Here is a 12,570-nt window from a genome sequence, read left to right as displayed (position 1 = left end):
TGGCCCCGCCACTGTTCGCCTGTCGCTGTGATCTGGCAGGTATCAGCACGCCAATCTGTTATGGAGCATCCATGCCTGTATTCCTGTTGTGCACTTTTCTGATGGTCATCCTCTATCCGGTCGGGATCGATCTCTATCTGGTGGCGGTGCCCAAGATTGCCGATACCCTGCAGGCGAGCGAGGCGCAGATCCACACCGCCTTCTCCATCTATCTGTTTGGCATGGCGGCGACCGTGCTACTGGGGGGGATGATTGCCGATCGCTTCGGGCGGCGCTGGGTGGTGCTGGGGGGCGCGCTGATTTTTGTCCTCGCCTCGCTGGTGGCAGGCAGCGCAGAGGGGATAAGTCAGTTCTATTTCGGCCGTTTCTGGCAGGGAGTCGGGGCGGGGGCGCTCTATATCATGACCTTTACCGTGCTGCGGGACGTGCTGAGTCAGGAGCGGCTGGCGATGGCGCTCTCGATGATCAACGGGGTTATCTGCGTGATCCCGGTGCTGGCGCCGGTGCTCGGTTACCTTATCCTGTCCCATTTTGATTGGCGCGGGATCTTCGTGGCGATGGCGCTGGTGGCGGCCGTTAGCGGTCTGGTGAACTTGCTTCTGCTCAAGGAGACCCGCCCAGCACGGCAACCGGACAGTGGCGCTGCGCTGCCCTTTGCCCTGCTGCGCTCGCCGCGCTTTATGCTGCTCTCCCTGCTGACCAGTGCCAGTGTGACCGCCATTCTGGTCTATGTCAGCGTCTCGCCGCTGATCCTGATGAAGGAGTTTGGCTTCACTACCGAGCAGTACTCCATCGTGATGATGGTGATGGCCGGCGTGAGTATGTCCACCTCCTTCCTGACGCCCCTGCTGTTGCGCTGGTTGGGCAAACAGAAAGTGCTGGCGGTGTCTCATCTCTCCTATCTGCTGGCGGCGTGCTCACTGATCGGCAGCTGGCAGGCGGGGGGCGATATCCATCTGTTGCTGCCGGGGTTTGCGCTGGTCTGTGTCGGGTTCTCCTGTGGCTTCGGGGTGGCGATGGGGGAGGCGCTCGACGGTTGTCAGCACAATGTGGCCTTTGCCAGCGCCGTGCTCTGCATCATGCAGATCAGCCTCTCCGGCCTCTATATCTGGCTGCTGGGCCAACTTGGCTTTACTCCGTCCGAGATGCTGATCTATGCCCTGATGCTGGCTCTGCTCAGTTACCTGGCTGTCAAAGGGCTGTTACCATGGCTCGCGCTTCGTGAAGCTCGGTCGCAGGGCTGATGGAAGATGAGAGGGGATATGCGCAATCTGGCTGAACTCGATTTGAACCTGCTGGTGGTGTTCAAGTACCTGATGCAGGAGCGCAGTGTGGCAGGGGCGGCCAAAAAGCTCTGTGTCACTCCGTCGGCGGTGAGCAAGTCTCTGGCCAAATTGCGGGAGTGGTTTGACGATCCCCTGTTTGTGCGGGTGCGGCAGGGGTTGCAGCCCACCAACCTCTCCCTGACCCTGGAGGAGGAGCTGAAGGTCTGGTTCCAGCTCACCGACAGCATCACCTCGCTCAATAGCGAGGCGATCCCCGACGGTGCCCGTTTCACGCTGGTGATGGAGTCCCCCTTCTACATCAGCTTCCTGAGCGATCTGCCCATGACCATCTACCAGAAGTACCCCAACTCGGTGGTCAGGATGCTGGGGTGGGATCACCACTCTCTCAACGACATCGTCAACGGTGATGCGGATCTCGGCTTCTGTGCCCGCGAGACCCATGGTCGCTCCCAGGCCAAGGTCAACCGGTTGCCCTATTACATCGATCACGAGGTGCTGTTCACCGATCGCCCGGTGGTTTTTCTGCGCAAGGATCACCCCTTGCTCCAGCAGAAGTGGTCGCTGGAGAACTTTCTGGCCTGCCCCCAGATCAGCATGGTGTGGGAAGCGAACGATACTTGGGCCCTCGACAGTCTGCTGGAGGACGAGGGGCTGAAGCGGGAGGTGCCCATCATGGTCTCAAGCTTCGAGCAGGCGCTGCATATTGCCTCCCAGTCGAGCCACGAACTGATTGCGGTGGCTCCTTCCTACTGCGGTGGTTATGCCAGTCGGCATCACGGCAATCTGATCGCCATGCCGCTGCCGCTCCCCGAGAAGCTCTACGCCCAGCTGGAGATCGCCTTCATCTTGCTGTGGCACAAGCGGCATAATCAGGATGCCAAGGTGATGTGGCTGCGCAACGAGATCCGGCGACTCTACAACGATGAATCGCCACGCTAATGTGGTCGTGACGGTGCCCATCGATCTGCCGGAGCCATCTGCTCCGGCTTTTTGTTGTCGTATCGCCCGGATGAGTGGGCTTTTGCACGACTTAAGTGCCGAGTTCGGGTTCAAGCTGTGTGCCATTCAACTCTCTTTATGCACAGATTGGCCTTGGTTGCACGTCTCGAGTGAAGCTCTTTTCACGAAAAAAATTCATGTGGGTTCATTAGAAAACTTCACTGATGGTCACTTTTAAAGTGTGATCGACCATTAAGTTCCTGTATTTGCAGTGATATAGCATGACTCCCCTTGGAATGGCGGGGTTAGATAGCGCCTGCGTAGGTGACTGCCAGTAGAGCGCAGCGTGAGCCAGCCCCACAGGTCGTCTGTGGCCGTGCCATGCCCCGGCTATCTGGCCACCAGCCATGAGTGACGGAGCAGAGGGGAATAAGTATCAAGGTTGATAAACTGGCTTGAGTAAAGGGATGCTGCAAAGGTAGAACCCGGAGCCAGTAACTGTACCGGGAGACGCCACTCACCATCCCCCGATAACACCTAATTGAAACCGGCTAGATGAAAAAACACCTTTCATCGAACGGGGCCCGTGCACCCGAAAATAGCCAGATTGGCAGGCTGACTGTGCTCCCCGTTATGGCAATGACGGAAGAGAAAATAGTGCGGCAGCTACCACCAGATTAATAAAAATAAATCTCAGCAAAGGCAGGTTGATATGCGTCCAGCAACAGCACCCACAGGGTTGTTACAACAGCCCAAACCCTTCTTTATGATATTTTTCGTCGAACTCTGGGAGCGCTTCGGTTATTACGGCGTGCAGGGGATATTGGCGGTTTTCTTTGTGCAGCAACTGGGATTTTCCCAAGAGCAATCCTTTATTACCTTCGGTGCCTTCTCGGCGCTGGTATATGGCCTGATCTCGGTCGGTGGCTATGTCGGTGACCATGTTCTCGGCACCAAGCGCACCATGGTGCTCGGGGCTATCGTATTAGTGGTCGGTTATTTTATGACCGGTCTGTCGATCTACAATCCCGACCTGATTTTCTATGCGCTAGGCACCATCGCGGTCGGTAACTGCCTGTTCAAGGCCAATCCGGCCAGCCTGCTGTCAAAATGCTACCAGCCAAAAGATCCGCGGCTGGATGGGGCGTTTACCCTGTTCTATATGTCGATCAATATTGGCTCCCTTATCTCCCTCTCGCTCGCGCCGGTGATTGCCGATCATTACGGCTATACCGTGACCTATAACCTGTGCGGGGTGGGGCTGATTATTGCGCTGCTCACCTTCTTTGCCTGCCGCAATATGGTCAAGGATATTGGCTCCGCGCCGGATCACCTGCCACTGAATTACAGTAAGCTGCTGCTGGTTATATTGGGTTCGGTAGCCATGGTCTTCTTCTGCGCCTGGCTGATGCACCACGTGGTGATCGCCAACATGGTGCTGATGACGGTGACCATCGCCGTGGTGATCTTCTTTTTTCGCGAGGCATTCAGGCTTGACACAGTGGGCCGCAACAAGATGTATGTGGCCTTCGTGCTGATGCTGGAGGCGGTGCTCTTCTATGTGCTTTACGCCCAGATGCCGACGTCTCTGAACTTCTTTGCCATCAACAACATGCACCATGAGATGCTGGGCATGAGCGTTAACCCGGTCAGCTTCCAGGCGCTCAACCCCTTCTGGGTGGTGGTGGGTAGCCCGGTACTCGCGATGATCTATACCCGAATGGGCAGCAAGGGGCGGGATCTCACCATGCCGCTCAAGTTCACCCTCGGGATGTTCTTCTGCTCGCTGGGCTTTCTGACGGCGGCAGCATCCGGCTGGTGGTTTGCCGATGAGCAGGGGCTTACCTCCCCCTGGTTTATGGTGCTTATCTACCTGTTCCAGAGTCTGGGCGAGCTGATGATCAGTGCGCTGGGGCTGGCGATGGTCGCCGCGCTGGTGCCACAACGCCTGATGGGCTTCATTCTCGGAATGTGGTTCCTGACTCAGGCGATGGCGTCCCTGCTGGGTGGCTATGTGGCGACTTTTACCGCCGTGCCGCAAGGGATGACGGATCCGCTGCAAACTTTGCCCATTTACACCGGCGTATTTGGCAAGATCGGGATGGCGACCCTGCTGATTGCGGTGGTGATGGGGCTGATGGTGCCCTGGCTCAACCGGATGATGAATGCGAACCCGACCGAGGCCCAAGGGCTGGTGGCGGGACAATCACAGGCGTAATGAGGGGATAGTGCGAGACAAGGCAAGGGCGGCGACCCTTGCCTTGCTGTTGATGGTTTAGTTGTACTGCTCTTCCATCCAGGCTTCGACGATCAGCTGCGCCGATACCCCGTCCACGCTGCCTTTTTCCAGCGCGCGATAGCCGCCTCGCTCAAACAGGCGGGCGCGGGCATCTGTGGTGGTGAGTCGCTCATCCTTGAACTCCACCGGCTTGCCGAAACGGCCATGTAGCCGGTTGCCGAATTTGCGGGCCCGTACCGTGATCTCCTGATCGGTACCATCCATGTTCAGCGGCAGGCCGACCACCAGCAGGTCCGGTTGCCACTCCTTGAGCAGCTTCTCAATCTCGTCCCAGTTGGGGATGCCGTCGTTGGCCTTGAGGGCGCGCAGAGGCTGGGCTGTGCCAGTCAGCTCCTGACCGATGGCGACGCCAATGCTCTTGGTGCCATAGTCAAAGCCCATGATGCTGCGTGATGACATAACTGATAAATCCTCGAAATAGAGAGCGGAGCGGGCCAGCCGATCAGCTGTGGCCGATATCGCTGGAGAGGTGAACCGGGTTCACCCCTATGCTGGCGGCAGCTTGCTGCCAACGTTTGTGAATGGGGGTCTTGAACACCAGAGCCGGATTGGGGGGGATCACCAGCCAGGCGCCATCCACCAGCTCCTGCTCCAGCTGCCCGGCGCTCCAGCCGGCATAGCCAAGGGCCACCAGCCAATGGGCAGGAGCCTCGCTCGTACCCAGGGTTTCCAGAATATCCTTGGAAGTGGTCACCATCATCTCATCCCCCACCTGCAGGGTGGAGTTGAAACCGGGGCGGAAGCTGTGCAGCACGAAGCCGCGATCGGCGTGAACCGGCCCCCCTTGCAGTACAGGCTGCTTGAGCTCCGGGTTGTTGGGCGGGTTGAGCTGGAGCTGGGTCAGCATGGTTTCCAGCGACATCTCCACCGGAATGTTGACGACCAGTCCCATGGCGCCCTCTTCGTTGTGCTCGCACAGATAGACCAGCGAGCGCTCGAAGTAGGGATCCGTCAGGCTTGGCATGGCAAGCAGGAAGTGATTTTGCAGTGTTTGCATAGAGGCCAAATAGTGCAAAGGTATTTGAAGTCAATTATGGCAGTTGATCCCCATGGGAAAAACCGCTTTTTGGGCAGGGCGAGATCCTGCCCCTTTCCGGATTGCCTTTAAACAGAGAGGGTGGCGCCGGGCCACCCTCTCTGTTTCCGGGCTTGTCAGGGGCGGGTTACCCCTGAACAGGCCGGTTAGCCTGCCAGGCGATTATTTGCCCAGCCGACGCTCGATGGCATCCATCAGCATGCCGGTGATGTGTACATCGAAGGCCGCTTCAATCTCGCGAATGCAGGTCGGGCTGGTGACGTTAATCTCGGTCAGGCGATCGCCGATGATGTCGAGGCCGACGAAGATGAGGCCTTTCTCTTTCAACGTCGGGCCCACCGCGCGGGCAATAGCCCAGTCAGCTTCGCTCAGGGGACGTGCTTCACCACGGCCACCGGCCGCCAGATTGCCACGGGTCTCGCCCTGCGCCGGAATACGGGCGAGGCAGTAAGGCACCGGTTCACCGTCCACCACCAGCACCCGCTTGTCGCCATCCTTGATGGCAGGCAAAAAGGTCTGGGCCATGCAGTATTGGCTGCCGTGGGCGGTCAGGGTTTCGATGATGACCCCGACGTTGGCGTCATCTTCCTTCATGCGGAAGATGGAGGCGCCGCCCATGCCATCCAAGGGCTTCAAGATCACGTCTTTGTGCTGGGCGTGGAAGGCACGCAGCTTGTCGGCGCGGCGGGTCACCAGCGTGGTCGGGGTGTGCTCGGCAAACCAGGCGGTGTAGAGCTTCTCGTTGGCGTCGCGCAGGCTCTGCGGCTTGTTGACGATAAGGCAACCCTCATCCTCGGCCCGCTCCAGCATGTAGGTGGCGTAGATAAATTCGGTGTCGAACGGCGGATCCTTGCGCATCAGGATCACATCGAGGTTGGAGAGGGGCTGATCCACCACCTCGCCCAGTTTGTACCAGTCGGCATAGTCATATTTGACGGTGAGCGGGCGCATGGTGCCAAAGGCACGACCGGCTTCCATGTAGAGATCCTTCATCTCCAGATAGAAGAGCTCATAGCCGCGCTTTTGCGCCTCTTCGAGCATGGCAAAGCTGGAATCTTTCTTGATGTTGATGGCCGAGATGGGGTCCATCACGATGCCGAGTTTAATGGTCATCCGCTGTTCCTTTTTAATGGCTCGATAGGGTTATAGGGTCGATTAGCGCAGCGTAATCGGCCGCTTGTGGCTGCGTCGATGCAGCCATGAGGCTGATTGATGCGGCCGATAGTATCAAGCGAGATCGCCAAAGCGGCATTGCAGCGCAGTAATCGCAGTCAGTGCGGCGGTTTCGGTACGCAGCACCCGCGGCCCCAGCAGCATCTCTTTGAAATCTTCCTGCACGGTACGGGCGATCTCGTCGCTCGACAATCCCCCTTCCGGGCCAATCAGCAGGCGCACGCCGTGCTCGGGAACGGGCAGGGTGTTGATGCTGTACTCGGCGCGCGGGTGCAGGTTGAGCTTGAGCTCTCTGGTCTCTTCCGCCAGCCAGGCGTCCAGCTCCATCGGCATGCGCACCTCTGGCACCACGTTGCGGCCGCACTGTTCGCAGGCGCTGATCACCACCTTTTGCCACTGTTCGCGCTTCTTCTCCAGCCGGTCTGCCGGCAGCTTGACGCCGCAGCGCTCGGAGAAGAGCGGGGTGATGCAGGTGACGCCCAGCTCCACCGATTTCTGGATGGTGAAGTCCATCTTGTCGCCGCGGCTGATCACCTGACCCAAGTGGATGGCCAGCGGTGACTCCACTGATTGGACGTCGCAGCTGTCGATGGTCACTTCCACCGACTTTTTGCCGACGCTGGCGATGGTGGCGGGATATTGATTGCCATCGCCGTTGAACAGCTCGAGCTGCTGGCCCGGCTGCATGCGCAGTACCCGGCCGATATGGTTGGCGCCGTCTTCCGATAGGGCGATGGTCTGGCCAACTTGCAGGGTGGCCGGTTCATAGATACGTGGAATGCGCATGGCTGCTTGTCAGTCTCTTGCTTGGAAACCCTTTATATCCTGCGGCGAGCAAGGCTCACGCGGCAGAAGGAAAGAGTTTCATGATTAGGAGGGGCGATCCCCTCCCAGGTCAAATGGGGTTATTGGCACTGCTTTTCAATAAAGGGATTGGTATTGCCCTGCAGCTTGCCGATGCGGCGGTTGCGCTCGCACTCCCAGCCCTCTGCCGGGTACTGGCGATCCCAAGCTTCAAACAGTTTACGCTGTTGCGCTGCCAGACGCAGCCCATACTGCTGGCTCATGTAGAGGTAGGCGCGGGCAATCTGGCCCCGTACCGGCCCCTTGGGCGGCTGCACTCGACGATCCTTGAAATCCACCAGCATCTGGCACTGACCATACTGATACGGATTGCCGTTCCAGTCGGAGAAGCGGTAGTTGGCCCGATCGCCGTTCACCTCGCCAATGGCGGGGAAGAGGTTGTGCATGTCCCCCTCCATCTTGTTGAACTCGGGGCTCGATTTTTCGCAGTTCTTGCGACCGCCATCCTGCCAGCATTGCAGCTGGTGGCCGAACTCCCAGGCCGGGACCACGTGCTCCCACTCGATGCGGGCGGCGCGCTTGGCCTGCTTGCGCGGCTCATAGCCGCAACTGGCGAGATCCGGGCTCATTTTCTTGCCCTGATAGTCGATGTCGCAGCCGCAGTAGAAGGTGGTGACCGCAGGCTGGCTGCGATAGAGCTTCACCAGATCCTGCTTGGCTTCGCGAAAGGTCTGGGCGTGCAGGGGGGCGCTGAGCAGCGGCAAACCGGCCAGCAGGGTCAGGGCGAGGGAGGAGATGAAACGCATGGGATTCCTTGCAAACGGAGTGATTGACGAACGATGGCGGCACCCTACCACAGGGGCGCGACACACGCTGGCTTACTGCTCTGGCTCCGGCCGTTCCCGCTCCAGCGGTTGCTTGCAGCGGCGGCAGTGGTAGCGGGCCTCGCCGCGCACCACCTTGTTGTGGCGGCGTATCGACAGTTGATGCTGCTGGCAGTGACAGCGATAGGGCACAGTGCGCTGGGCCAGTACCGCCAGATCGAAGCTGTGGGTGGTTCTGGGCTCAAGGCCGAACACCTCCCGCATCACCGACTGCCACTGGCGGCCGTGAGGCAAGACCCGGTTTTTGCCGCGCCCGTCCCCCCACAGGGCATAGACCAGCAGATGGGCCACCTCGTGGGGCACCACCTCGGCCAGAAACGCCTGCTGGTTGGCCTGATAGAGGGCGGGATTGAAGCGCAGCTCCCAGGTTTGCAGCCGCGCCGATCCCGCCGCCCGGCCCCGCATATTGCAGTAGATCCGCGGGCGGGGGAAGGTGCGGCCAAGGCGCGCCTCGGCCTGCACAAAACAGGCTTCTACGCGTTGTTGCAGCAGGGCGACAAGCTGGGCAGGAGTGGCAGACATCAACATCTCGTCAAATGGCGGATAAGCAAAAGGGGAGCCAGGCTCCCCTTTTATCACAACAGCGAGCCTTACAGGCCAGCGGCAGAACGCAGCAGTTCGGCCTTGTCGGTCTGCTCCCACGGGAACTCGTCGCGACCGAAGTGACCGTAGGCGGCAGTAGCCTGGTAGATCGGACGCTTCAGATCCAGCATTTCGATCAGGCCATACGGGCGCAGTTCGAAGTGCTCGCGCACCAGCTTGACCAGCAGTTCTTCGGCGACCTTGGCAGTACCGAAGGTTTCGACGCTGATGGAGGTCGGCTCGGCCACGCCGATGGCGTAGGAGATCTGGATTTCACAGCGATCGGCCAGACCGGCGGCCACGATGTTTTTGGCAACGTAGCGGGCGGCGTAGGCAGCGGAGCGGTCAACCTTGGACGGATCCTTACCGGAGAAGGCGCCACCACCGTGACGGGCCATGCCGCCGTAGGTGTCGACGATGATCTTGCGACCGGTCAGACCGCAGTCACCCATAGGGCCGCCGATAACGAAACGGCCGGTCGGGTTGATGAAGTATTTGGTGTCCTTGTTGACCCACTCGGCCGGCAGCACCGGCTTGATGATCTCTTCGCGTACCGCTTCAACCAGATCCTTGTGGCTGATGGATTCGGCGTGCTGGGTAGACAGAACAACTGCATCGACACCGATGATCTTGCCTGCGTCGTCGTAGGCGAAGGTCAGCTGGCTCTTGGCATCCGGACGCAGCCACGGCAGGGTGCCGTTCTTGCGCACTTCAGCCTGACGCTTCACCAGCAGGTGAGAGTAGGTGATGGGGGCCGGCATCAGCACGTCGGTTTCGTTGGTGGCGTAGCCGAACATCAGGCCCTGGTCGCCCGCGCCCTGCTCCAGCGGATCGCTGCGGTCAACGCCCTGGTTGATATCCGGGGACTGCTTGCCGATGGCGTTCAGCACGGCGCAGGAGTCAGCATCGAAGCCCATGTCGGAGTGGGTGTAGCCGATTTCACGTACGGTATCACGCACGATCTCTTCGATATCAACCCAGGCAGAGGTGGTTACTTCGCCGGCCACCATGACCATACCGGTCTTGACCAGGGTCTCACAGGCAACGCGTGCCTTGGTATCTTGCTTGAGGATGGCGTCCAGTACCGCATCGGAGATCTGGTCCGCAATCTTGTCGGGATGGCCTTCGGAGACCGACTCGGAAGTAAACAGCTTTGCCATGATAAGAGTCTCAGCTTGTCTGGGTTATCGCTACGGCAATAACCGGATGAATGGGATGGTGTAGAGGTATCTACATCTGGACGTCTATTTTAATTAGCGCCCCCCCCGATTGCCAGCACTATTTTGTCGCGCAGTGTCTAATGGGTCACAAGCGGTGCTCTCCTATCCCGAAAGGGATGGAAATCAAACGTTTTTCTCTGGTTGCTTTGGTCAATAGAGGGCAAGAAAAGCGATTGTCCTCCCAAAGCCACTTTATTCATCCAGATAATATTTGCACGCCGCGCGCCCTGCTGGGACAATAACGCGCCTTAATCTTGGCCATCAAATGAAGCAATCGCAGGAGATTCAGATGCCTTCTCGTAAAGAGCTTGCCAATGCCATTCGTGCATTGAGTATGGATGCCGTTCAAAAAGCCAACTCCGGTCACCCGGGCGCCCCCATGGGAATGGCGGATATCGCCGAAGTGCTGTGGCGTAGCCACCTCAGACATAACCCGAACAACCCCAAGTGGGCCGACCGCGACCGTTTCATTCTCTCCAACGGCCACGGCTCCATGCTGCTGTACTCCCTGCTGCACCTCTCCGGTTATGACCTCTCCATCGACGATCTGAAAAACTTCCGCCAACTGCACTCTCGCACCCCGGGTCACCCGGAGTACGGCTATGCACCGGGCGTTGAAACCACCACTGGCCCGCTGGGTCAGGGCATCACCAACGCCGTTGGTATGGCGATCGCCGAAAAAGCCATGGCTGAGCAGTTCAACCAGCCGGGCCACGACATCGTTGACCACTACACCTACGCCTTTATGGGCGACGGCTGCCTGATGGAAGGTATCTCCCACGAGGCTTGCTCTCTGGCCGGTACCCTGCAACTGGGCAAACTGATCGCGTTCTGGGATGACAACGGTATCTCCATCGACGGTCACGTTGAAGGCTGGTTCACCGACGACACCGTCAAGCGTTTCGAAGCCTACGGCTGGCACGTAATCCCGGCTGTTGACGGTCACAGCCCGGAAGCTATTAATGCCGCCATCGAAGCCGCCAAGGCCGAGACCGGCAAGCCGACCCTGATCTGCTGCCGCACCATCATCGGTTACGGCTCCCCGAACAAATCCGGTTCTCACGACTGCCACGGCTCGCCGCTCGGCAACGACGAGATCGCCGCTGCACGTGCCTTCCTGAAGTGGGACCACGCGCCGTTCGTTATCCCGGCCGATATCGCTGCCGAATGGAACGCTCAGGAGAAGGGCGCTGCGCTGGAAGCCGACTGGGCTGCCAAGTTCGCCGCCTATGAAGCCGCTCACCCGACGCTGGCTGCCGAATTCAAGCGCCGCACCGCTGGCGAACTGCCGGCCAACTGGGCTGCTGAATCCGCCAAGATCATCGAAACCCTGCAAGCCAACCCGGCCAAGATCGCAACCCGTAAAGCGTCCCAGAACTCTCTGGAAGCCTTCGGCAAGCTGCTGCCGGAGTTCATGGGCGGCTCTGCCGACCTGGCTCCGTCCAACCTGACCATGTGGTCCGGCTCCAAGTCCCTGACCAACGACGATGCCTCCGGCAACTACATCCACTACGGTGTACGCGAGTTCGGCATGTCCGCCATCATGAACGGTATCGCTCTGCACGGTGGTTTCATCCCCTACGGCGCTACCTTCCTGATGTTTATGGAGTACGCTCGCAACGCCCTGCGCATGGCCGCCCTGATGAAGCAGCGCGCCATCTTCGTTTACACCCACGACTCCATCGGTCTGGGTGAAGATGGCCCGACTCACCAGCCGGTTGAGCAGATCGCCTCCCTGCGCCTGACTCCGAACATGAGCACCTGGCGTCCGTGTGACCAGGTTGAATCTGCCATCGCCTGGAAACACGCCATCGAGCGTACCGACGGCCCGACCTCTCTGATCTTCTCTCGTCAGAACCTGGCCCAAATGGACCGTACTGCCCAGCAGCTGGCTGATACCGCCAAGGGTGGCTACGTGCTGAAGGATTGCGCCGGTACTCCGGAGCTGATCCTGATCGCCACCGGTTCCGAAGTGGAACTGGCCGTTGCCGCCTATGAGCAGCTGACTGCCAAGGGCCGTGCCGTGCGCGTGGTCTCTCTGCCGTCTACCGACGTGTTCGACGCCCAGTCTGCCGAGTACAAAGAGTCCGTCCTGCCGTCTTCTGTCACCAAGCGTGTGGCCATCGAAGCCGGCATCGCTGACTACTGGTACAAGTACGTCGGTTTCGGCGGCAAGATCATCGGTATGACCACCTTCGGTGAGTCCGCACCGGCCGAGCTGTTGTTCAAGGAATTCGGCTTTACCGTGGAAAACGTGGTTGCGACCGCAGAGTCCCTGTAATAGCTGATTGTTTGGTACTGAACTGAAAAGCGCCTCCCTCGGGAGGCGCTTTTTTTACATAAATAT

At 59.3% G+C, this 12,570-nt stretch carries 11 protein-coding genes; 4 read left to right on the top strand and 7 right to left on the bottom strand.

Annotated features, from left to right (window positions below; genetic code table 11):
- The first annotated feature begins 71 nt into the window (after positions 1-71).
- The 3 genes from AB5Y85_RS04435 (at position 72) to dtpB (ending at position 4,443) form a co-directional block, all read left to right on the top strand.
- Entirely contained in the window at positions 72-1,244 is a 1,173-nt protein-coding gene (locus tag AB5Y85_RS04435; RefSeq protein ID WP_257687073.1) for an MFS transporter, read from the top strand.
- 18 nt (positions 1,245-1,262) lie between these two features.
- A complete protein-coding gene (gene yidZ / locus AB5Y85_RS04430; RefSeq protein ID WP_257687072.1) occupies positions 1,263-2,225 on the top strand; it encodes an HTH-type transcriptional regulator YidZ in 963 nt (320 codons plus the stop codon).
- A 712-nt stretch (positions 2,226-2,937) separates the two neighbouring features.
- Entirely contained in the window at positions 2,938-4,443 is a 1,506-nt protein-coding gene (gene dtpB / locus AB5Y85_RS04425) for a dipeptide/tripeptide permease DtpB (protein WP_257687071.1), read from the top strand.
- 57 nt (positions 4,444-4,500) lie between these two features.
- On the opposite strand, the gene ruvX is transcribed toward dtpB, so the two are convergent.
- The 7 genes from ruvX to metK form a co-directional block, all read right to left on the bottom strand.
- A complete protein-coding gene (gene ruvX, locus AB5Y85_RS04420) occupies positions 4,501-4,923 on the bottom strand; it encodes a Holliday junction resolvase RuvX (protein WP_005343821.1) in 423 nt (140 codons plus the stop codon).
- Between the two features lie 43 nt (positions 4,924-4,966).
- Positions 4,967-5,521, bottom strand: coding sequence for a YqgE/AlgH family protein (locus tag AB5Y85_RS04415; protein ID WP_005349793.1), 555 nt, complete (start codon positions 5,519-5,521; stop codon positions 4,967-4,969).
- A gap of 201 nt (positions 5,522-5,722) precedes the next feature.
- The gene (gene gshB, locus AB5Y85_RS04410) at positions 5,723-6,673 is read right to left on the bottom strand and encodes a glutathione synthase (protein ID WP_257687070.1); all 951 of its coding nucleotides are present in this window, start codon (positions 6,671-6,673) and stop codon (positions 5,723-5,725) included.
- Positions 6,674-6,787: 114 nt separating this feature from the next.
- Complete coding sequence (gene rsmE, locus AB5Y85_RS04405) at positions 6,788-7,519, bottom strand: 16S rRNA (uracil(1498)-N(3))-methyltransferase (RefSeq protein ID WP_257687069.1); 732 nt, start codon at positions 7,517-7,519, stop codon at positions 6,788-6,790.
- Between the two features lie 119 nt (positions 7,520-7,638).
- On the bottom strand, positions 7,639-8,343 hold the full coding sequence (locus tag AB5Y85_RS04400; RefSeq protein WP_257687068.1) for an endonuclease: 705 nt from the start codon (positions 8,341-8,343) through the stop codon (positions 7,639-7,641).
- A gap of 72 nt (positions 8,344-8,415) precedes the next feature.
- Positions 8,416-8,943 carry a SprT family zinc-dependent metalloprotease gene (locus tag AB5Y85_RS04395; protein WP_236341474.1) on the bottom strand — a complete coding sequence of 176 codons (528 nt, stop codon included), beginning with the start codon at positions 8,941-8,943 and terminating at the stop codon, positions 8,416-8,418.
- 68 nt (positions 8,944-9,011) lie between these two features.
- Positions 9,012-10,163, bottom strand: a complete 1,152-nt coding sequence (metK, locus tag AB5Y85_RS04390; protein WP_005338519.1) for a methionine adenosyltransferase — start codon at positions 10,161-10,163, stop codon at positions 9,012-9,014.
- A 349-nt stretch (positions 10,164-10,512) separates the two neighbouring features.
- Here metK and tkt point away from each other — a divergent pair, with 349 nt between their 5' ends.
- The gene (gene tkt / locus AB5Y85_RS04385; RefSeq protein ID WP_005338517.1) at positions 10,513-12,504 is read left to right on the top strand and encodes a transketolase; all 1,992 of its coding nucleotides are present in this window, start codon (positions 10,513-10,515) and stop codon (positions 12,502-12,504) included.
- Positions 12,505-12,570 lie beyond the last annotated feature (66 nt).

It is taken from the genome of Aeromonas sp. R3-1 (assembly GCF_040908345.1).
Classification (GTDB): domain Bacteria; phylum Pseudomonadota; class Gammaproteobacteria; order Enterobacterales; family Aeromonadaceae; genus Aeromonas; species Aeromonas veronii.
The sequence above is the reverse complement of the archived record's forward strand: the minus strand, read 5'-3'. Positions and strand labels throughout refer to the sequence as shown.

Coding starts and splice junctions, on each gene's coding strand:
- AB5Y85_RS04435 (WP_257687073.1), top strand. CDS start 72: ATGCCTGTATTCCTGTTGTGCACTTTTCTGATGGTCATCCTCTATCCG.
- yidZ (WP_257687072.1), top strand. CDS start 1,263: ATGCGCAATCTGGCTGAACTCGATTTGAACCTGCTGGTGGTGTTCAAG.
- dtpB (WP_257687071.1), top strand. CDS start 2,938: ATGCGTCCAGCAACAGCACCCACAGGGTTGTTACAACAGCCCAAACCC.
- ruvX (WP_005343821.1), bottom strand. CDS start 4,923: ATGTCATCACGCAGCATCATGGGCTTTGACTATGGCACCAAGAGCATT.
- AB5Y85_RS04415 (WP_005349793.1), bottom strand. CDS start 5,521: ATGCAAACACTGCAAAATCACTTCCTGCTTGCCATGCCAAGCCTGACG.
- gshB (WP_257687070.1), bottom strand. CDS start 6,673: ATGACCATTAAACTCGGCATCGTGATGGACCCCATCTCGGCCATCAAC.
- rsmE (WP_257687069.1), bottom strand. CDS start 7,519: ATGCGCATTCCACGTATCTATGAACCGGCCACCCTGCAAGTTGGCCAG.
- AB5Y85_RS04400 (WP_257687068.1), bottom strand. CDS start 8,343: ATGCGTTTCATCTCCTCCCTCGCCCTGACCCTGCTGGCCGGTTTGCCG.
- AB5Y85_RS04395 (WP_236341474.1), bottom strand. CDS start 8,943: ATGTCTGCCACTCCTGCCCAGCTTGTCGCCCTGCTGCAACAACGCGTA.
- metK (WP_005338519.1), bottom strand. CDS start 10,163: ATGGCAAAGCTGTTTACTTCCGAGTCGGTCTCCGAAGGCCATCCCGAC.
- tkt (WP_005338517.1), top strand. CDS start 10,513: ATGCCTTCTCGTAAAGAGCTTGCCAATGCCATTCGTGCATTGAGTATG.